Raw genomic sequence first — 18,402 nt, forward strand, 5'->3', positions numbered from 1 at the left:
GAAACTATGACAGTTACGCTCGCGGCATGTCCCCGACGACCGGCGGCACCATCGAGGTCGCCCACCTGTCCAAGTCCTTCGGCGCGGTCCGCGCCGTCGACGACCTCTCCTTCCAGGTGCGCCCCGGCCGGGTGACCGGCTTCCTGGGGCCCAACGGCGCCGGCAAGACCACCACGCTGCGCATGCTGCTCGGGCTCGTGACCCCGACGTCCGGCACCGCGACCATCGACGGGCGCCGGTACCGCGACCTCGACCGGCCCCTGCGCACGGTCGGCGCCGCGCTCGAGGCCGCGAGCTTCCACCCGGGCCGCACCGCGATCGACCACCTGCGCGTCTACGCGCCCCAGGCCGGCGTGCCCGACGCCCGCGCCGCCGAGGTGCTCGACCTCGTCGGGCTGTCCGCCGCCGCGGACCGCCGGACCGGGGGCTTCTCGCTCGGCATGCGCCAGCGCCTCGCGCTCGCCACGACCCTGCTCGCCGACCCCGCGGTGCTGCTGCTCGACGAGCCGGCCAACGGCCTGGACCCCGAGGGCATCCGGTGGCTGCGCGTCTTCCTGCGCGCGCTCGCGGCCGAGGGGCGCACAGTGCTCGTCTCGAGCCACGTGCTCTCCGAGGTCGAGCAGACCGTCGACGACGTCGTGATCATCGCGCAGGGGCGGCTCGTGCACTCGTCCACGCTGGCCGACCTCGCGCGGCTCGCGCTCCCCCGGGTCCGGCTCGCCTCGCCCGACGCCGACGCTCTCGCCGCGCTGGTGGCCCGCGCCGGCTGGGAGGTGGCGGCGAACCCCGCGACCGGCTCGGGCGTCGAGCTGCTCGGCGTCGACGCCCGCACGGTCGGCGCCGCCGCGTTCGCCGCAGGCCTCGAGCTCTCCGAGCTCTCCCCCCACGACCCCGGGCTCGAGGCGATCTTCCTCGCCCTGACCCGCGCCCCGCAGGCCCCCACGACAGGAGACGCCCGATGAGGGCCGCGCTGATCACCGAGTACCGCAAGCTCGTCACGACCCGGATGTGGTGGGTGCTGCTCGGCGCGATGGCGCTGTACATGGCGTTCCTCGCCGTGGTGCTCACGTGGAGCCTCGTCGAGGCGGGCGGGGCCGTCACGAGCGACGTCGGGTCGGGCGGCATGGTGCTCAGCCCACGGGCCGTTGCCGAGACGGTCTACTCGCTCGCTCCCACGTTCGGCTACGTCTTCCCCGTGCTGGTCGGCGCGTTCGCCGTGACCGGGGAGTTCCGCCACAAGACCCTCACCCCGACGCTGCTCGCCGAGCCCCGCCGCTCGGTGGTCCTCGGCGCCAAGCTCGTCTCGACGCTGGTCGTCGGCCTGCTGTTCGGCGTGGTCGGCACCCTCGCGACCGCCGGGCCGGGTGCCGCCGTGCTCGCCGCGCTCGGCGAGCCCACCTACCTCACCGACCCCGCGGTGCTGCGCTCGCTCGCGCTGTGCGTCGTCGCGCTCGCCGTGTGGGCCGTGGTCGGCGTCGGCTTCGGGGCGCTGCTGCCCAACCAGGTGGCGGTGATCGTCGTGCTGCTCGCCTTCACCCAGCTCGTCGAGCCGGTGCTGCGCACGGTGCTCGGGCTCGTGTCGTGGGGGCAGGGCGTCGCGGCCTACCTGCCGGGGGCCGCGGGCGAGGCGATCGTCGGGGGCAGCTTCTTCTCGACGAGCGGCCTCGCGACGCTCCTGAGCCCGTGGCAGGGCTTCCTCGTGCTGCTCGGCTACGCGCTCGTGTTCGCCGCGATCGGTCGCGCGACGACTCTGCGCCGGGACATCACATGACCTGGGAAGACGCTGCGCCGACCCCGGCTTGAGGCTCCCAGGACGCGCCCGTTGCCCGACGTTGACCCCCTCTCCGGCGACGGGGTGACGCGGGCCCCAGACCTGCTCTCGGAGGCGAAGTTCCCCGGGTGAAGGCCGTAGTGTTGTCGTCAACAGAACCGACGATGACGCGGCGATGCCGCGGCGGAAGTGGGCGAATCTCGCGTGTCCCAGAAGGCTGAGCCAGACTCGACCCGAGCCGACTTCGGCGCCAACGAGTGGCTCGTGGACGAGCTCTACGAGCAGTACCTCAAGGACAAGAACGCGGTCGACCCCGCGTGGTGGGAGTTCTTCGAGGGCTACCGGCCCGACGAAGGAACCACGGTCCGTGAGGCCCCGAGGGCTGCCCCGACACCCGCACCCGCACCCGGCGCCCCGGCGTCGAACGGCCGCGCGCGCACCGCGCCCGCCCCCACCGCTGCGCCCACCCCCACAGCTGCGCCCACCTCCACGCCGGCGCCCGTGACCGCGCCGACGTCGACCGAGGAGCCAGCGACGCTCACGCCGCCGATCGCGACCGCCCAGCCCGCCACCGCGCCCTACGCCGAGGTGGCCGCCAAGGCCCGCCCCACGAGCGAGGCGCCCAGCAAGGACGACGTGCAGAAGCTCCGCGGCCCCGCCGCGCGCGTCGTGACCAACATGGAGGCCAGCCTCGAGGTCCCCACCGCGACGTCGGTGCGCGCCGTGCCGGCCAAGCTCATGGTCGACAACCGCATCGTCATCAACAACCACCTCAGCCGCGGACGTGGCGGGAAGATCTCGTTCACGCACCTCATCGGCTTCGCGATCGTCGAGGCGCTCGCGGACATGCCCGCGATGAACTCGGCGTACACCCTGCTCGACGGCAAGCCCGCGGTCGTCACGCCCGGGCACGTCAACCTCGGCCTGGCGATCGACCTGGCCAAGCCGGACGGCACCCGCCAGCTGCTCGTGCCGAGCATCAAGAAGGCCGACACCCTCGACTTCGCGCAGTTCTGGAGCGCGTACGAGGACGTGGTGCGCCGTGCACGCGGCGGCAAGCTCACGGTCGACGACTTCGCCGGGACCACGATCTCGCTCACGAACCCCGGCACCATCGGGACCGTTCACTCGGTGCCCCGTCTCATGGCCGGGCAGGGCACGATCGTCGGCGTCGGCGCGATGGACTACCCGGCCGAGTTCGCGGGCACCTCGGAGGAGATGCTCAACCGGATGGGCGTCTCCAAGGTGCTCACGCTGACCTCGACGTACGACCACCGCATCATCCAGGGTGCGCAGTCGGGCGACTTCCTGCGCATCCTCGGCCAGAAGCTGCTGGGCGAGGACGGGTTCTACGACCGCGTCTTCGCGTCGCTGCGCGTGCCGTACGAGCCCGTGCGCTGGGTGCGCGACGTCTCGGCCGACCCCGACGCCGAGGCGATCAAACCCGCCCGGATCGCCGAGCTGATCCACGCCTACCGCTCGCGCGGGCACCTCATGGCGGACACCGACCCGCTCGCGTACCGCCAGCGCAAGCACCCCGACCTGGACATCCAGACCCACGGCCTGACGCTGTGGGACCTGGACCGCACGTTCCCCACGGGCGGGTTCACGGGCAAACCCCGCGCCAAGATGCGCGAGGTGCTCGGCCTGCTGCGCGACTCGTACTGCCGCTCGGTGGGTGTCGAGTACATGCACCTGCAGGACCCGCGCCAGCGGCGCTGGATCCAGGAGCGCCTCGAGATGGGCTACGCCCGCACGCCGCGCGAGGACCAGCTGCGCATCCTGCGCCGGCTCAACGCCGCCGAGGCGTTCGAGACCTTCCTGCAGACCAAGTTCGTGGGCCAGAAGCGCTTCTCGCTCGAGGGCGGCGAGTCGGTCATCCCGCTGCTCGACGCGATCCTGTCCAAGGCCGCCGACAACGGCCTCGACGAGGTCGGCATCGGGATGGCCCACCGCGGCCGGCTCAACGTGCTCGCCAACATCGCGGGCAAGAGCTACGGCCAGATCTTCAGCGAGTTCGAGGGCAACCAGGACCCGAAGTCGGTCCAGGGCTCGGGCGACGTCAAGTACCACCTCGGCACCGAGGGCACGTTCACCGCCGAGTCGGGCGCCACCACACAGGTGTACCTCGCGGCGAACCCCTCGCACCTCGAGGCGGTGGACCCCGTGCTCGAGGGCATCGTGCGGGCCAAGCAGGACCGCATCGACCTGGGGGGCGACGGCTTCTCGGTGCTGCCGATCCTCATCCACGGCGACGCCGCGTTCGCGGGCCAGGGCGTGGTGTTCGAGACGCTCAACCTCGCGCAGCTGCGCGGATACCGCACGGGCGGCACGATCCACGTCATCATCAACAACCAGGTCGGCTTCACCACCGGCCCGTCGTCCTCGCGCTCGTCGCAGTACGCGACGGACATCGCCAAGGGCCTGCAGCTGCCGATCTTCCACGTCAACGGCGACGACCCCGAGGCGTGCGTCCGGGTCGCCGAGCTCGCGTTCGAGTACCGCGAGCAGTTCGGCCGTGACGCGATCATCGACATGGTCTGCTACCGCCGCCGCGGCCACAACGAGGGCGACGACCCCTCGATGACCCAGCCGCTCATGTACAACCTCATCGAGGCCAAGCGGTCGGTGCGCAAGATCTACACCGAGACGCTGGTGGCGCGCGGCGACATCACGGTCGACGAGGCCGAGCAGGTCCTCCAGGACTACCAGGCCCAGCTCGAGCGGGTCTTCACCGAGACCCGTGAGGGCGGCTACACCCCGCCCGCCGAGAGCGAGCCGGTGGCCGGCCTCGAGCGTCCCGAGTCCCAGCGCGAGGACGCCGGCGTCATGGTCGGCTGGAAGACGGCCGTCGACGCGGAGCTCCTCGAGCGCATCGGCCGGGCGCACGTGAGCCCGCCCGAGGGCTTCACCGTGCACCCCAAGCTCGCCCAGCTGCTGGCCAGGCGCGAGCAGATGTCCCGCGAGGGCAGCATCGACTGGGGCTACGGCGAGCTGCTCGCGTTCGGGTCGCTGCTCGCCGAGGGCACCCCGGTGCGCCTCGCGGGGCAGGACTCGCGGCGCGGCACCTTCGTGCAGCGGCACGCCGTGATGCACGACCGCGAGACGGGCGCCGAGTGGACCCCGCTCCTGTACCTGTCCTCCAACCAGGCGAAGTTCTGGTGCTACGACTCGTCCCTGAGCGAGTACGCGGCCCTCGGGTTCGAGTACGGCTACTCGGTCGAGCGGCCCGACGCGCTCGTGCTGTGGGAGGCCCAGTTCGGCGACTTCGTCAACGGCGCCCAGACGGTCATCGACGAGTTCATCTCCTCGGCCGAGCAGAAGTGGGGCCAGCGCTCGTCGGTCGTGCTGCTGCTGCCGCACGGCTACGAGGGCCAGGGGCCGGACCACTCGTCGGCCCGCATCGAGCGCTTCCTGCAGATGTGCGCCGAGAACAACCTGACCGTCGCGCAGCCCTCCACCCCCGCGTCGTACTTCCACCTGCTGCGCCGGCAGGCCTACGCCCGCCCGCGTCGGCCGCTGGTCGTCTTCACCCCGAAGTCGATGCTGCGGCTCAAGTCGGCGACGTCGGACGTCGCCGACTTCACCACCGGCACGTTCCGCCCGGTGGTCGGTGACGACCTCGCCGCGGCCAAGGCCGACCAGGTCGACCGGGTGCTGCTGTGCTCGGGCAAGGTCTACTGGGACCTGCTCGCGCACCGCGTCACGTCGGGTGACGACCGCACCGCGATCGTCCGGCTCGAGCAGCTGTACCCGCTCGACGACGCGGGCCTGCGCGAGGCTCTCGCACCGTTCGACGGGGCCGAGCTGGTGTGGGTCCAGGACGAGCCGCAGAACCAGGGCCCGTGGACGCACGTGTCGATGAACCTGCCGCAGGTGGTCGGGCGTTCGATCCGGGTCGTGTCCCGTACCTCGTCGGCCTCGCCCGCGGCGGGCTCGGCGAAGAAGCACCAGGCCGAGCAGGTCGAGCTGGTCAGCGCGGCGTTCGCCCGCTGACCCTGTGGGACCTGCGGGGTCGGCTCAGGCCGGGCAGGCGAAGGTGCTGCGGTACGACTGAGGGCTCGTGCCGAGGGTGCGGGCGAAGTGGTGCCGCAGCGCCGCCGCGCTGCCGAACCCGCTGAGCCGGGCGATCTCCTCGACGCCGGCCTCGGTGCGCTCGAGCAGCTCCTGGGCGCGGGCCACGCGCTGCCGGGTGAGCCAGGCCGCCGGGGTGGTGCCGGTCTCGGCGCGGAACCGGCGTGCGAACGTCCGCTCGGACATCAGCGCGCGGGCCGCGAGGGTCGGCACGTCGAGGTCGTCGTCGAGGTGCTCGAGCATCCACGCCACGAGGGGCGCGAGGGTGTCGGCGTCGGGCGGCAGGGGCGTGTCGACGTACTGGGCCTGCCCGCCGTCGCGGTGCGGGGCCACGACCATGCGCCGAGCGATCGCGGCGGCCGGACCCGCACCCAGCTCGCGTCGCACGAGGTGCAGGCACGCGTCGATGCCCGCCGCGGTACCGGCGCTCGTGATGACGCGGTCGTCCTCGACGTACAGCACAGCGGGGTCGACCACCGCGGTCGGGTGCGCCCGTGCGAGGGCGGCTGTGTGCATCCAGTGGGTCGTGCACCGGCGGCCGTCGAGCAGCCCGGCCTCGCCCAGTGCGAAGGCGCCGCTGCACACGCTCAGCACCCAGGCGCCGCGCTCGTGGGCCGCACGCAGCGCGTCGAGCACCTCGGGGGGCACCTCGGTCGACCCGCCGTAGGCGGGCATCACCACGAGGTCGGCGGCGCGGGTGGCCTCGAGCCCGTGCTCGACCACGATGCTCATGCCGACCTTGGTGGGCACGACGCCGGGCTCGACCCCGCACACGGTGAAGCCGAACGACGGGCCGCCGGTGTCGCGCCGGTCGATGCCGAAGACCTCGCACACGACGCCGAGCTCGAACGGGGCGACCCCGGGCAGGGCGATCGCGGTCACGGTGCGCAGCATGCTCCAGTATGCGCACACAGTGGCGGGATGTGAACGATGACCGGCACTCCTGCCACTAGTGGCAGGATCCTCACCGGCGCAGACTTTCTGCCATGACCATTCTCTGGATCACCCTCGCCACCCTCGCCCTCGTCGCGCTCGTGCTGCGGCTGGCCGACCTGGTCCGCCGGGACGGCTACGGCACGCACGCTCCGCCGGTCTCGCACGACCACCAGCGCGGGCCGCGGCCGTCCGTGCACGGAACGCCCTACTTCTGAGCAGTTCGTTCCTCTGGCGATCGGCGACCCACCCGATCGTGCACGCGCCGCGCCCGGGGATCATCGCTCCACGGCGCCCCCGGCCTGAGACACTGGCCGCCGGGACACACGCGCCCCGTCGGCCATCGCCGCCGGTACGTGCGCACGAGACGGGCTGGAGTGATGAGAGTGGGCGAGCAGCCGCTGCGCCTCGCGGTGGTCGGCGACGAGCTGGCCGCCGGCGTCGGCGACCCGAAGGGGCTCGGCTGGGTCGGTCGCGTCGCGGCCCGCACCCCGACCGCCACCCCGCCTGCCGTCCTGACGCTCGCCGTCCCGGGCGAGACCAGCACCGCGCTCGGCGCCCGCTGGGAGGAGGAGGCCGACCGACGGTTCGCCTCCGACGCCGACAACCGGCTCGTCATCGGGCTCGGTCGCGCCGACATCGGCGCCGGCCTCTCGCTCGCCCGCAGCCGGCTCAACCTGGCCAACATCCTCGACGTCGCCGAGCAGCGACGCATCCCCGCGTTCGTCGTCGGACCGCCCCCCGGGCGCCCGGCCGACACCGACCGGCTGGCCGACCTCTCGGCCGCCTACGCCGACGTCGCCACGCGCCGCCGCGTGCCGTACGTCGACACGTTCACCCCGCTCGCGGCGCACGAGCAGTGGCTCGCCGACATGGCCGCGGGCGACGGCGTGCTGCCGAGCCAGGCGGGTTACGGCCTGATGGCGTGGCTCGTGCTGCACACGGGCTGGCACACCTGGCTCGGGCTGCCCGACGACACCCTCTGAGCCACCGAGCCCCTGAGCCGCCGACGGCTCAGCGCAGCGTCGCCCGCACCGCCGTGAGCGCGCTGTCCAGCACGGTCCGCACGGTCTCGACCGTGAGCTGACCCACCCCGGCCCGCGCGTCGGCGCCCCGCAGGTCGGCACGCAGCTCGTCCCGGAACCTCTGGAGCAGCTGCTCGGCCTCGACGCGGCGTGCGTGGGAGGCGGCACGGCCGTCGTCGGGCGCAGGTCCCGCCGCACCCGGCCCCTGCGGGTGCGCCCCGGCCCGGGCCTCCTGCGCCGCGGCGGCGAGGTCGGCACGCAGGCCGGCCATCGAGCCACGGACGTCGTCACGCACCTGCGCGGCGAGGTCGCGCACGGTCTCGGCCAGCCCCTCCTCGAGGGCGGCGAGCTCGCCGCGGCGCCTGTCGAGCTCCTGGCGACCCGCGTCGGTCAGGCTGTAGGTCCCCTTGCGGCCCTCGTCCGACCTGCGCACCAGCCCTTCCTCCTCGAGGCGGGCCAGACGCGGGTAGATCGTGCCCGGGCTCGGACGGTAGGTGCCCCCGAACCGGTCGGAGAGCGCCGTCATGATCTCGTAGCCGTGCGCCGCCCCGGACTCGAGCAGCGCGAGCAGGTACAGCCGCAGCTGGCCGTGCGCGAACACGGGCGGCATCAGGACGCCTGCCGCGGCGTGTCACGCAGCACGGTCAGACCGCCCGACACGGTCGAGCACGAGACGAAGCACGAGCCGTCCTCGGTGCGCAGGTCCACGGTCGTCTGGCCGGGCGTCGAGCCCGAGCGCTGCTGTCCGTCGACGACGACCCGCCCGGCGACCGTCCGTGCCTCGACCGTGAGCCCCCGCCCTTCGGGAAGCCGCACGGTGACGTCTCCCGCGACCGTCGAGACGCTCAGCGACGAGGACTCGGACGTCACGTCGAGGGCGACCGCGCCCGAGAGCGCGTTGGCGGTCACGCGCGTGAGGTCTCCGGACGCGGTCACGTCGCCGCTCACCGTGTTGATCCGCAGGTCGCCCCGGTGGCTGCGCACGACGAGCTCGCCCGAGACGGTGTTGGCCGAGAGCGCGCCGCGCGTGGAGTCGGTGACCATGCTCCCCGAGACCGTCGAGACGGCAGCATCCTCGGCGAGGCCTGCGAGCAGACCCTCGGCGCTGACCGTGCCGAGCTTGACCGCGACGTCGCGCGGGACGGCGACGTGCACGTCGGCGGTGTCCTTGTCGCGAAAGTTGCGGAACTTGTCGAGGAAGTTCTCCCAGCCGTCGAGCGTGTAGCTGTAGCCCACGCGCAGCTCGCCGCCGGCGAGCACGATCTCGAGCGGGCGCCCGTCCACGGAGTGCACCTCGATCCGTGCGCCACGCTCGGCGGGGTCGTCGTGCGCGACGACGTCGACGCGTCCGCGCACGAGCTGGACGCGCAGCCGGGAGAGCTGCTCGATCTCGATGATCTGGGGGCCCGTGACGACCCACGACTCGGTGGCCATGACTTCCTCCGGCATGTTGAGATATATCGCGTTGAGAGACACGTTATATCGCGTCATGCCGACCGACAAGAGGGTTCACCCGAACGACCCGTCCGGCGCAGCGCGAACAGCGGGGCGCGCGGCACAGCAGGTCAGGCGACGAGCCCCGCGGCGCGCAGCTCGACCGTGAGGTCCTGCGGGTTCGAGGCCACCGAGCATGCCTCCTCGTAGGTGACGTGGTCGTCGCTGATGAGCTGGAACAGGTGCTGGTCGAAGGTCTGCATCTTGTAGTAGTCGCCCTCGCGGATCAGGTCGGGCAGCGGGGTGCCCTCGCTCGGGTCGAGGATCGCCTCGGCCGTGCGCCCCGTGTTGACCATGACCTCGACCGCCGCGCGGCGGCCGTTGCCGTCCGCGCGGCGCACCAGACGCTGCGAGACGATCCCCCGCAGCGACTGCGAGAGCGCCACCCGCACCTGCTTCTGCTCGTGCGGCGGGAAGAAGTCGACGATGCGGTTGATCGTCTCGGGTGCGTCGATCGTGTGCAGCGTCGAGAGCACGAGGTGGCCGGTCTCCGCGGCCGCCAGCGCCGCACGCACCGTCTCGACGTCGCGCATCTCCCCCACCAGGATCACGTCCGGGTCCTGCCGCATCGCCGCGCGCAGCGCCGCCGTGAAGTCGACGGTGTCCTGACGCACCTCGCGCTGCGAGATGATCGCCTTCCTGTCGGAGTGCAGGATCTCGATCGGGTCCTCGATCGTGACGATGTTGACCTCACGCGACGAGTTGATGAGGTCGACCATCGACGCGAGCGTCGTCGTCTTGCCCGATCCGGTCGGGCCCGTCACGAGCACCAGGCCGCGCGGCTCGAGGGCGAGCTCGCCCACGATCTCGGGCAGGCCCAGCTCGGCCATCGTCTGCGCCCCGACCGAGACGCGCCGGAAGACCAGGCCGAACGTGCCGCGCGCCTGGTAGGCGTTGACCCGGAATCGCCCGACTCCCGACAGCGAGTACGCGAAGTCCGCCTCGTGGGTGTGTCGGAACTCGTCCACGAGGTCCTCGGGCAGCACCTCGGAGAGCATGAGCTCGGTGTCCTTCGGCTTCAGGTCGCGGACCTGCAACCGGCGCAGGCGCCCGTCCACCCGCACGCGTGGCGCCGAACCGACCTTGACGTGCAGGTCGGAGCCGCCCGTGCTGGCCAGGGCGTGCAGGAACGGGATGACGGACAGCGGCTGGTCGCTCACCCCACAGTCATCGGAGACCTGCGGCCGGGACTTGAGACCTGCCGGCGAACGACCGTGACCAGCACCGCGGCGCGGCGGACCCGGCAGATGTGGGAGCATGGGACCGAATCCGGCGCGCAGCACGAGCGCCAGTACTTGAGGAGATCCCATGAGCAAGCGCGGACGCAAGCGCCGTTCCCGCAAGGGCAACGCCGCGAACCACGGCAACCGTCCCAACGCCTGAGGCGTCAGACGGAAGAACATGACGCAGGCCCGGTGCGATCTCGCACCGGGCCTGTCGTCGTCCTCACCTGCTCCTGAGACCCACCGGGACCACCCGAGGAGGTCGGCGCGTCACTGCTGATGGGCCCGCAGGAACGTCATCTGGTCCCTTATGCGGGCGCGCAGCTCGAGCGGGGCCTCCTCCTGGCAGCAGCGCCGCACCAGGTTCTTCACGACGATCTCGACGTCGTACTCCTCGAAGCACGGCCGGCACTCCTCGAGGTGCGCACGGACGCGCTCCTGGTCCGGTTCCGCCAGCTCCGAGTCGAGGTACTCGAACAGTCGGTCGAGCGCCTCGGCGCACCCGTCACCGCACCCGCCGACGTGCTCGTGGGACACCCGAGGTGCCGCGGCCAGCGGCTCGTCGGTGGCCGACGGCTCGTCCTGCGTGGGCGGTTCCCAGATGCTCATCGTTCCCCCTCCGGTCCGGTCGGTGCCACGCCGACGAGCCCTCGCCCGCGGGCGTAGTCGGCCAGCAGGTCCCGCAGCTGGGCGCGCCCACGGTGCAGCCGCGACATCACGGTCCCGATCGGGGTGCCCATGATCTCGGCGATCTCCTTGTACGCGAACCCCTCGACGTCGGCGAGGTACACGGCGATGCGGAAGTCCTCCGGCAGACGCTGCAGCGCGTCCTTGACGTCCGAGTCGGGCAGCCGGTCCAGCGCCTCGGCCTCGGCCGAGCGCAGCCCCGTCGACGTGTGCGAGGCAGCGCGGTGGATCTGCCAGTCCTCGACGTCCTCCGACGCCGACTGCAACGGCTCGCGCTGCTTCTTGCGGTACGTGTTGATGAAGGTGTTCGTCAGGATCCGGTACAGCCACGCCTTGAGGTTGGTCCCCGGGCGGTACTGGTGGAACGCCGCGAACGCCTTCGCGAACGTCTCCTGGACGAGGTCCTCGGCGTCCGCCGGGTTGCGCGTCATGCGCAGGGCAGCGCCGTACAGCTGGTCCAGGTAGACCAGCGCATCGGTCTCGAAACGTGCGTTGCGGGCCGCGTCGCCCTCGGCGTCGGGCGCGCGGTGGGTGTCTTCGCTCATCAGGGTCGAGCCTAGTCCCGGGGTCGGGGCAGGGCCCGCCACAGCACGGGTCGTGTCCGACGGTGCGATCGCGGGCGGGCGGGTGGCCAGGGCGCAGCTCATGAAACGGACAACACGCGACCCCGCACGCTGATTCCCGCACGCGGTCCTGGGCCCTGGCCACTAGCGTGCAGGCATGACCGACTCGACCTTCGTGAAGCTGCTCCGCGACCAGATAGGGCACGAGTTCGACGCCCACCAGCAGTACGTCGCCATCGCCGTGTGGTTCGACAGCCAGGACCTGCCCCAGCTGGCACGGCACTACTACCGGCAGGCCATCGAGGAGCGCAACCACGCGCTCATGATCGTGCAGTACCTGCTCGACCGGGACCTGCCCGTCGAGATCCCCGCCGGGAGCGCGGTGCGCAACGGCTTCGAGAACGTGCTCGAGCCGATCTCCCTCGCGCTGGCGCAGGAGCAGCAGGTGACCGCCCAGATCGAGGCGATCTTCCGGGCGGCCCGCGACGAGGGCGACGCGCTCGGCGAGCAGTTCCTGCTGTGGTTCCTCAAGGAGCAGGTCGAGGAGGTCGCCTCGGCGTCCACGCTGCGCACGGTCGCCGAGCGGGCGGGCGACAACCTCTTCGACCTCGAGAACTACGTCGCCCGGGAGCAGATCGGCGACGGTGGCGAGTCAGCCGACGCGCCGCACGCCGCCGGCGGCGCGCTCTAGCCGCTCACGCACGTCCCCGCACACCTGACACCGCACGGAAGAGGAAGAGGAGGTCGTGATGCTGCTCCGCAGGATCGCCCGCCCGATGTTCGCCACGTGGTTCGTCTCCGAAGGGCTCGACGCCGTGCGCCATCCTTCGAGCCATGCTGCCGTCGCCACGGGCGCGGTGACGTCGCTCGTGGCCCGGGTGCCGGTCGGCGCGCTCGGAGGCGCGCTCGAGCCGTTCCGTCAGCCCAGCCACCGGCAGATGACCACCGTCGTGCAGGCGCACGGCGCCGCGACAGCCGCCGTCGGGGTCGCGCTCGCGGTGGGCAGGGCGCCGCGCACCGCAGCGCTCGTCCTGGCCGCCCTGACGCTGCCGCTCGTCGCCGCGAACCTTCCCGACCGCAAGCTCGGCAAGCTCGACGCCGAGGAGCGCCGGGAGCGCCGGGCACGGCTCGTGCGCTCGATGGCCTTCGCCGGTGGCGCGCTGCTCGTCGGGATCGACCACGAGGGCCGGCCGGGCCTCGCCTGGCGGGTCGACAAGGCCCGCGAGCGCAAGGTGGCCGCCGCGACGGGTCTCGCGGAGGCCGCGACGCAGCGTGCCGGCGCCGTGGCCCGCAGCGCACGGTCCGCAGCGACGCCGGGCAGCCACTGACGGCCCGGCGCCACCCGGTACACGCCACCCCACCCGGACGCCCGGGCCGGGTGGCGCGGGCGGCCGATAACCTGGGGGCATGACCCAGCACCCCCTCGCACCCGCCGTCGAGCCCGTCGTCGAGCCCGTCGGGCCCGCCGACCGGGTCGTCGAGGACGCCTGGGACGCCCCCACGGCCGCCGGGCCGCTCGACGCGACGGTCGAGGTGCCAGGCTCGAAGTCGCTCACCAACCGGTACCTGGTGCTCGCGGCCCTCGCGGACTCCCCCGGTCGGCTGCGCGGTGCGCTGCGCTCGCGCGACACCCTGCTCATGGCGCAGGCGCTGCGCGGGCTCGGCGTCCAGGTCGACGACGAGGGTCAGGACTGGGTCGTGGACCCCGCCCGGCTGCACGGGCCCGCCACGATCGACTGCGGGCTGGCCGGGACGGTCATGCGCTTCGTGCCGCCGATCGCGGCGCTCGCCGACGGCCCGGTCCGCTTCGACGGTGACGCCGGCGCCCGGGTGCGCCCCATGGCCCCCGTGCTCAGCGCGCTGCGCTCCCTCGGGGTCGAGGTCACCGACGAGGGCGAGCCAGGCTTCCTGCCGTTCACGGTGACGGGCACCGGGGCCGTGCGCGGCGGCGCCGTGGACGTCGACGCATCGGGATCCAGCCAGTTCGTCTCCGCGCTCCTGCTCGCGGGCGCCCGCTTCACCCGCGGCCTGACGCTGCGCCACACCGGGGCGACGCTCCCGAGCCTTCCCCACATCGAGATGACGATCGACCTCCTGCGCGCCGCAGGCGTCACCGTGGACGACTCGGTGCCCGCCCGATGGCACGTCGAGCCCGGCCCCATCGCGGGTCGCGACGTGCGCGTCGAGCCCGACCTGTCGAACGCCGCACCGTTCCTGTGCGCCGCGCTCGTGGCCGGTGGCACCGTCCGGGTGCCCGGCTGGCCCACGACCAGCACCCAGCCCGGCGCGCTCGTGCCCGGCATCCTCGAGCAGATGGGCGCCACGACCCGGCTCGACGGCGACGTGCTCGCGGTGACCGGCACGGGTCGCGTGCACGGCGTCGACCTCGACCTGCACGCCGCGGGTGAGATCGCCCCCACGATCGCGGCCCTCGCGGCCCTCGCGGACTCCCCGACCCGGCTGCGCGGCATCGCCCACCTGCGCGGTCACGAGACCGACCGGCTGGCCGCGCTGACCACCGAGATCAACCGGCTCGGCGGCCACGCCGAGGAGACGGCGGACGGCCTGACGATCACCCCCGCTCCCCTGCACGCCGGGACGGTGCGGACGTACGCCGACCACCGCATGGCCACCGCGGGCGCGCTGCTCGGGCTCGCGGTCCCCGGGGTGCGCGTCGAGGACGTCGCCACCACGACCAAGACCCTGCCCGACTTCGTCGCGATGTGGGAAGGGATGCTCGCGTGACCGCGGTCCAGACATCCCGAACGCGCCGCACCGACCGGGCGGGGAGCTGACGTGGCACGCCGCCCGCTCGACGAGTCCGACGTCCGTGTCCGCCCCGGCCGCCGGGGCTCGCGCCCGCGCACCAAGACCCGCCCCGAGCACGCCGACGCCGAGGTCGCGCTCGTCACGGGCGTCGACCGGGGCCGGTACACCGTGCTGGTCGACGCGGGGTCACCGAGCGAGCGCCGCGCGATCGCGATGAAGGCCCGCGAGCTGGGCCGCGACCGCGTGGTCCCCGGCGACCTGGTCGACCTCGTGGGCGACACCTCGGGCGACGACGGCTCGCTCGCGCGCATCGTGCGCATCACCGAGCGGACGACGGTGCTGCGCCGGACCGCGGACGACACCGACCCGGTCGAACGGGTCATCGTCGCGAACGCTGACCAGCTCGTGATCGTCACCGCGCTCGCCGACCCCGAGCCGCGCACCCGCATGATCGACCGGTGCGTCGCCGCGGCGTACGACGCGGGCATGGACGCGCTGCTCGCGCTCACCAAGGCCGACCTGGCCGACCCGGCCGAGCTCGTCGCGATGTACGAGCCGATCGGGGTGCGCGTGGTCGTCACGAGCCGCACGGGCGAGGACATCAACGGGCTCGCGGAGCTGCGCGCGGCGCTGGCCGGGCGCACGTCGGTGCTCGTCGGGCACTCGGGCGTCGGCAAGTCCACGCTCGTCAACGCGCTGGTGCCCGGTGCGTTCCGGGACACCGGGGTCGTCAACGACGTGACCGGGCGCGGTCGGCACACCTCGTCGTCGGCCATCGCGCTGCGCGTGCCCGAGCCGGCAGGCACCGACCCCACCTGGGTGATCGACACCCCCGGTGTGCGGTCGTTCGGCCTCGCGCACGTGACCCCCGAGCACCTGCTGGGGGCGTTCTCCGACCTCGCCGAGGTCGCCGCGGAGTGCCCGCGCGGCTGCACCCACCTGGCCGACTCCCCCGACTGCCTGCTCGACGAGTGGGTCGCCGGTGCACCGGACGAGACCGTCCGGGCCCAGCGGGCCGCCCGCCTCGCGTCGTTCCGACGGCTCCTCGCCAGCCGCACCGGAACGCTCGACAGCGACTCGCGCACCGCCGAGGACCGCCCCTCGGGCTCGGGGCGGCAGCCCGACGCGTGAGCTCGCAGGTCCCCGGCCCGCGGGGCGCCCCCGACCGGTGCGGCGGCCCCGCTACGGTGTCGGCATGAACCTGCGTCCCGGGTACGACGACGACCTGCGCCTCGCGCACGTGATGGCCGACCAGGTCGACTCTGTGACGATGTCGCGCTTCAAGGCCCAGGACCTGCGGGTCGAGACCAAGCCCGACCTGACGCCCGTCTCGGACGCGGACCGCACGGCCGAGGAGATCATCCGCACCCAGCTGAGCCGCGCCCGCTCGCGCGACGCGGTGCACGGCGAGGAGATGCCCGACACCGGGCACGGCCCGCGGCGCTGGGTCGTGGACCCGATCGACGGGACCAAGAACTTCGTGCGCGGGGTCCCCGTGTGGGCCACGCTCATCGCGCTGCTCGACAACGACGAGGTCGTCGTCGGGGTCGTGAGCGCCCCCGCCCTGGGACGCCGCTGGTGGGCCGCGAAGGGGTCGGGCGCCTGGACGGGCCGCTCGCTCGCGGCGGCGAGCCGCATGCAGGTCTCGCAGGTCAGCCGCCTGCAGGACGCCTCGTTCTCGTACTCGAGCCTGTCGGGCTGGGACGAGCAGGGGCGCCTCGGCAGCTTCCTGGACCTCACCCGCTCGGTGTGGCGCACCCGCGCCTACGGCGACTTCTGGTCGCACGTGCTCGTCGGTGAGGGGGCCGTGGACCTCTCGGCCGAGCCCGAGCTCGCGCTGCACGACATGGCCGCGCTGGTCCCGATCGTCACCGAGGCGGGCGGACGCTTCACCTCGATCACCGGTGAACCCGGGCCGTTCGGGGGCTCGGCCCTGGTGACCAACGGGTTGCTGCACGACGACGCGCTGCGGATCCTCAACCCGTAGGGCCGACCGGCCCGTCGGGGCGGCTCAGCGCGGGATCGCGCCGAGCTCGCTCACGTCGTACCAGAGCAGGTCGCGCTCGGCGAGGCGGTCGAGCGCCTGCTCGTCACCCGTCACGGCGGCCTCGACGTCGGCCACGGCCTCGGGCTCGTCGACGTGGCCGCAGACCACCTGCGCGAGCGTGACGGGCTCGGTCAGGTCGACGAGGCTCGGGGCCACGCCGTCGTCGCCCACCGGTGACACGTGCGCGTCCGGGACGTCCGCCGCGAGCACCAGGCGCAGCTGCGGAGCAGCCGGGCGGGCTGCGACGAGCAGCAGCGCGTCGTCCGCAGCGCCGAGCTGGGCGGCGTACTCGTGCTCCTCGTCGTCCTCCTCGGGCAGCGCGGCGACCAGCGCGGGCGTCACGGCGTGCACGCGGCGCGGCGCGAGGACCACCGGCCCACCGCCCGCGGGAGGGTCGAGCTCGTCGAGGGTCGCGGGAAGGTAGATGCGCACGACCCCAGTCTGCCCGGCCGCCGGGCTCATGCCTCCGCGAGGCGCGCCGCGGGCGCGAACGAGTCGAGCTCCACGGGCCGCACCGGTGCGTGCCGGGCCGATGTCGGGGCGCCGCTCGTCGCCGCCGCGAGCCTGCCCGCGAGCGCGACCACCGCACGACGTGCGGGTGATCCGGGCACGATCTCGTGGAGCAGGCGCGCGTCGAGCAGGGCCGCGTCGAGACCCGCGGGGTCGTCCGGCACGAGGTGCACGTCGGTCACCCCCGCGTACCGGGCCAGCGCCTCGGCGATGGCCTCCCCCGGTCGCGGGCCGGCGACGCCGGACCGGAGCCGGTTGACCACGACGGTGCGGTTCCCCGGCAGGCCGAGGTCGGCCAGGTCGGCGAGCGCCCGCACCAGCCGCTGCACCCCGATCGGGTCGGCAGCTCCGACCACCACGACCTCGTCGGCCTCGTACAGCGCCGAGAGCGTCGCCGCGTTGCGTCGCGGGGCGCGGGTGTCGTAGCTGAGGATCTCGTCCTGCTCGAGGCAGAACCCGCAGTCCACGACCGTCCAGTCCGTCAGCGCACGCGCCACGGTCCACACGACGTCGAGCGACGACGCGGGGAGCTCGGGCCACCTGTCAGGCCGCGAGATGCCCGACAGGACCCGCAGGTCAGGGGCGAGCAGCGGGGAGAGCCGTGCCAGCGCCTCCACGTCCAGGGCCCCCTGCCCCGCAGCCCGGGCCGCCGCGGCCAGGCCCGGTGCCTCGTCGAGCATGCCGACGGCCTGCGCGACGGTGCCGCCGTAGGTGTCGGCGTCCACCAGCAGGGCGGTGCGACCCGCGACGGCCAGCTCGGCCGCGAGGTTCATCGCGAGGGTCGTGCGCCCCGGCGCACCCGTCGGCCCCCACACGGCGACGAGCTGCCCCCGCTCGCGGCGCGGCGACCCGGCACCCGGGACGGGCGCGTCGGCCGAGGGACGGTCGGCGCCGACCTGCCCCGGTGCGGCCGCCTCGGCGGCGCGTGAGCCGGTGGGCGACTCGAGCGCCTCGACCACCTCGCGCACCAGCACCGCCGCGGCCCTGGCGTCCGACGGGACGTCGAGCACGAGCTCGGCCCCGAGGTCGCGGAGCCGGTCGCCGTGCCACGGCGCTCCCGGCTCGCCGAGCCCCACCACGTGAACCCCGCACCGGTGCAACGCGGCGACGGCCTCACGGTCGAGCAGCGGGAGGTCCGCCGAGACGACGGCGACGCGTCCGAGGCCCGCCTCCGCGGCGGCGAGCAGCTCGGCCAGGTCGGCGCACCGACGGGTCACCCGGAGCCGGCCCCCCGTGGCGTCGACGGCCTGGACGATCTGCGACTCGGCGGTGCCACGCACCGCGCACAGGACCCCGACCGCCATGC

The 18,402-nt window shown here is 73.5% G+C and carries 19 protein-coding genes; 11 read left to right on the forward strand and 8 right to left on the reverse strand.

Translation table 11 applies throughout. The features are described 5' to 3' along the window. The first annotated feature begins 26 nt into the window (after positions 1-26). The 3 genes from ACGIF2_RS06165 (at position 27) to ACGIF2_RS06175 (ending at position 5,767) form a co-directional block, all read left to right on the forward strand. Positions 27-962 (forward strand): ABC transporter ATP-binding protein, encoded by a 936-nt coding sequence (locus ACGIF2_RS06165; protein ID WP_396044600.1) that lies wholly within the window; start codon positions 27-29, stop codon positions 960-962. After that, a complete protein-coding gene (locus ACGIF2_RS06170) occupies positions 959-1,771 on the forward strand; it encodes an ABC transporter permease (RefSeq protein WP_396044602.1) in 813 nt (270 codons plus the stop codon). Before ACGIF2_RS06165 ends, ACGIF2_RS06170 begins: the two co-directional genes overlap by 4 nt. Before the next feature lie 204 nt (positions 1,772-1,975). Further along, on the forward strand, positions 1,976-5,767 hold the full coding sequence (locus ACGIF2_RS06175; RefSeq protein ID WP_396044604.1) for a multifunctional oxoglutarate decarboxylase/oxoglutarate dehydrogenase thiamine pyrophosphate-binding subunit/dihydrolipoyllysine-residue succinyltransferase subunit: 3,792 nt from the start codon (positions 1,976-1,978) through the stop codon (positions 5,765-5,767). A 24-nt stretch (positions 5,768-5,791) separates the two neighbouring features. Here ACGIF2_RS06175 and ACGIF2_RS06180 read toward each other — a convergent pair whose 3' ends face one another. Then, a complete protein-coding gene (locus tag ACGIF2_RS06180) occupies positions 5,792-6,739 on the reverse strand; it encodes a GlxA family transcriptional regulator (protein WP_396044606.1) in 948 nt (315 codons plus the stop codon). Positions 6,740-6,831: 92 nt separating this feature from the next. Between ACGIF2_RS06180 and ACGIF2_RS06185 the strand changes: the two genes are divergently transcribed. Beyond that, the gene (locus ACGIF2_RS06185; RefSeq protein ID WP_396044608.1) at positions 6,832-6,996 is read left to right on the forward strand and encodes a hypothetical protein; all 165 of its coding nucleotides are present in this window, start codon (positions 6,832-6,834) and stop codon (positions 6,994-6,996) included. 162 nt (positions 6,997-7,158) lie between these two features. After that, a complete protein-coding gene (locus ACGIF2_RS06190; protein ID WP_396044610.1) occupies positions 7,159-7,764 on the forward strand; it encodes a GDSL-type esterase/lipase family protein in 606 nt (201 codons plus the stop codon). 28 nt (positions 7,765-7,792) lie between these two features. On the opposite strand, the gene ACGIF2_RS06195 is transcribed toward ACGIF2_RS06190, so the two are convergent. The 3 genes from ACGIF2_RS06195 to ACGIF2_RS06205 form a co-directional block, all read right to left on the reverse strand. Then, positions 7,793-8,413, reverse strand: coding sequence for a PadR family transcriptional regulator (locus ACGIF2_RS06195; RefSeq protein ID WP_396044612.1), 621 nt, complete (start codon positions 8,411-8,413; stop codon positions 7,793-7,795). Further along, on the reverse strand, positions 8,413-9,294 hold the full coding sequence (locus tag ACGIF2_RS06200) for a DUF4097 family beta strand repeat-containing protein (RefSeq protein WP_396044614.1): 882 nt from the start codon (positions 9,292-9,294) through the stop codon (positions 8,413-8,415). The genes ACGIF2_RS06195 and ACGIF2_RS06200 overlap by 1 nt, the downstream gene beginning before the upstream one ends. Positions 9,295-9,368: 74 nt before the next feature. After that, entirely contained in the window at positions 9,369-10,457 is a 1,089-nt protein-coding gene (locus ACGIF2_RS06205; protein WP_396044616.1) for a type IV pilus twitching motility protein PilT, read from the reverse strand. A 148-nt stretch (positions 10,458-10,605) separates the two neighbouring features. Between ACGIF2_RS06205 and ACGIF2_RS06210 the strand changes: the two genes are divergently transcribed. Next, the gene (locus ACGIF2_RS06210; protein WP_371863679.1) at positions 10,606-10,680 is read left to right on the forward strand and encodes a 50S ribosomal protein bL37; all 75 of its coding nucleotides are present in this window, start codon (positions 10,606-10,608) and stop codon (positions 10,678-10,680) included. A 110-nt stretch (positions 10,681-10,790) separates the two neighbouring features. On the opposite strand, the gene rsrA is transcribed toward ACGIF2_RS06210, so the two are convergent. Together rsrA and ACGIF2_RS06220 are read right to left on the reverse strand one after the other, a co-directional pair. Further along, on the reverse strand, positions 10,791-11,129 hold the full coding sequence (rsrA, locus tag ACGIF2_RS06215; RefSeq protein WP_396044618.1) for a mycothiol system anti-sigma-R factor: 339 nt from the start codon (positions 11,127-11,129) through the stop codon (positions 10,791-10,793). Next, positions 11,126-11,854, reverse strand: a complete 729-nt coding sequence (locus ACGIF2_RS06220; protein ID WP_396044620.1) for a sigma-70 family RNA polymerase sigma factor — start codon at positions 11,852-11,854, stop codon at positions 11,126-11,128. The genes rsrA and ACGIF2_RS06220 overlap by 4 nt, the downstream gene beginning before the upstream one ends. Positions 11,855-11,927: 73 nt before the next feature. Here ACGIF2_RS06220 and ACGIF2_RS06225 point away from each other — a divergent pair, with 73 nt between their 5' ends. The 5 genes from ACGIF2_RS06225 to ACGIF2_RS06245 all read left to right on the forward strand — a co-directional run bounded on the left by ACGIF2_RS06225 (position 11,928) and on the right by ACGIF2_RS06245 (position 16,526). Then, positions 11,928-12,461: a ferritin gene (locus ACGIF2_RS06225; protein WP_396044622.1), complete on the forward strand. Its 534-nt coding sequence runs from the start codon at positions 11,928-11,930 to the stop codon at positions 12,459-12,461. A gap of 58 nt (positions 12,462-12,519) precedes the next feature. Then, on the forward strand, positions 12,520-13,098 hold the full coding sequence (locus tag ACGIF2_RS06230) for a DoxX family protein (protein WP_396044624.1): 579 nt from the start codon (positions 12,520-12,522) through the stop codon (positions 13,096-13,098). Positions 13,099-13,177: 79 nt separating this feature from the next. Further along, the gene (aroA, locus tag ACGIF2_RS06235; RefSeq protein WP_396044626.1) at positions 13,178-14,515 is read left to right on the forward strand and encodes a 3-phosphoshikimate 1-carboxyvinyltransferase; all 1,338 of its coding nucleotides are present in this window, start codon (positions 13,178-13,180) and stop codon (positions 14,513-14,515) included. Positions 14,516-14,566: 51 nt separating this feature from the next. After that, entirely contained in the window at positions 14,567-15,670 is a 1,104-nt protein-coding gene (rsgA, locus tag ACGIF2_RS06240; protein WP_396044628.1) for a ribosome small subunit-dependent GTPase A, read from the forward strand. 64 nt (positions 15,671-15,734) lie between these two features. After that, positions 15,735-16,526, forward strand: a complete 792-nt coding sequence (locus tag ACGIF2_RS06245) for an inositol monophosphatase family protein (RefSeq protein WP_396044630.1) — start codon at positions 15,735-15,737, stop codon at positions 16,524-16,526. 24 nt (positions 16,527-16,550) lie between these two features. Here the strand turns inward: ACGIF2_RS06245 and ACGIF2_RS06250 are convergent, their stop codons facing one another. Next, the gene (locus ACGIF2_RS06250; RefSeq protein ID WP_396044632.1) at positions 16,551-17,018 is read right to left on the reverse strand and encodes a DUF6912 family protein; all 468 of its coding nucleotides are present in this window, start codon (positions 17,016-17,018) and stop codon (positions 16,551-16,553) included. A gap of 26 nt (positions 17,019-17,044) precedes the next feature. Beyond that, on the reverse strand, positions 17,045-18,400 hold the full coding sequence (locus tag ACGIF2_RS06255; RefSeq protein WP_396044634.1) for a CpaE family protein: 1,356 nt from the start codon (positions 18,398-18,400) through the stop codon (positions 17,045-17,047). Positions 18,401-18,402 lie beyond the last annotated feature (2 nt).

It is taken from the genome of Cellulomonas sp. P22 (genome assembly GCF_044392165.1).

Excerpts from the sequence above, each read along its gene's own strand:
- ACGIF2_RS06165 (WP_396044600.1), top strand. The coding sequence starts at position 27 with ATGTCCCCGACGACCGGCGGCACCATCGAGGTCGCCCACCTGTCCAAG.
- ACGIF2_RS06170 (WP_396044602.1), top strand. The coding sequence starts at position 959 with ATGAGGGCCGCGCTGATCACCGAGTACCGCAAGCTCGTCACGACCCGG.
- ACGIF2_RS06180 (WP_396044606.1), bottom strand. The coding sequence starts at position 6,739 with ATGCTGCGCACCGTGACCGCGATCGCCCTGCCCGGGGTCGCCCCGTTC.
- ACGIF2_RS06185 (WP_396044608.1), top strand. The coding sequence starts at position 6,832 with ATGACCATTCTCTGGATCACCCTCGCCACCCTCGCCCTCGTCGCGCTC.
- ACGIF2_RS06190 (WP_396044610.1), top strand. The coding sequence starts at position 7,159 with ATGAGAGTGGGCGAGCAGCCGCTGCGCCTCGCGGTGGTCGGCGACGAG.
- ACGIF2_RS06195 (WP_396044612.1), bottom strand. The coding sequence starts at position 8,413 with ATGCCGCCCGTGTTCGCGCACGGCCAGCTGCGGCTGTACCTGCTCGCG.
- ACGIF2_RS06200 (WP_396044614.1), bottom strand. The coding sequence starts at position 9,294 with ATGACGCGATATAACGTGTCTCTCAACGCGATATATCTCAACATGCCG.
- rsrA (WP_396044618.1), bottom strand. The coding sequence starts at position 11,129 with ATGAGCATCTGGGAACCGCCCACGCAGGACGAGCCGTCGGCCACCGAC.
- ACGIF2_RS06220 (WP_396044620.1), bottom strand. The coding sequence starts at position 11,854 with ATGAGCTGCGCCCTGGCCACCCGCCCGCCCGCGATCGCACCGTCGGAC.
- ACGIF2_RS06225 (WP_396044622.1), top strand. The coding sequence starts at position 11,928 with ATGACCGACTCGACCTTCGTGAAGCTGCTCCGCGACCAGATAGGGCAC.
- ACGIF2_RS06230 (WP_396044624.1), top strand. The coding sequence starts at position 12,520 with ATGCTGCTCCGCAGGATCGCCCGCCCGATGTTCGCCACGTGGTTCGTC.
- aroA (WP_396044626.1), top strand. The coding sequence starts at position 13,178 with ATGACCCAGCACCCCCTCGCACCCGCCGTCGAGCCCGTCGTCGAGCCC.
- ACGIF2_RS06245 (WP_396044630.1), top strand. The coding sequence starts at position 15,735 with ATGAACCTGCGTCCCGGGTACGACGACGACCTGCGCCTCGCGCACGTG.
- ACGIF2_RS06255 (WP_396044634.1), bottom strand. The coding sequence starts at position 18,400 with ATGGCGGTCGGGGTCCTGTGCGCGGTGCGTGGCACCGCCGAGTCGCAG.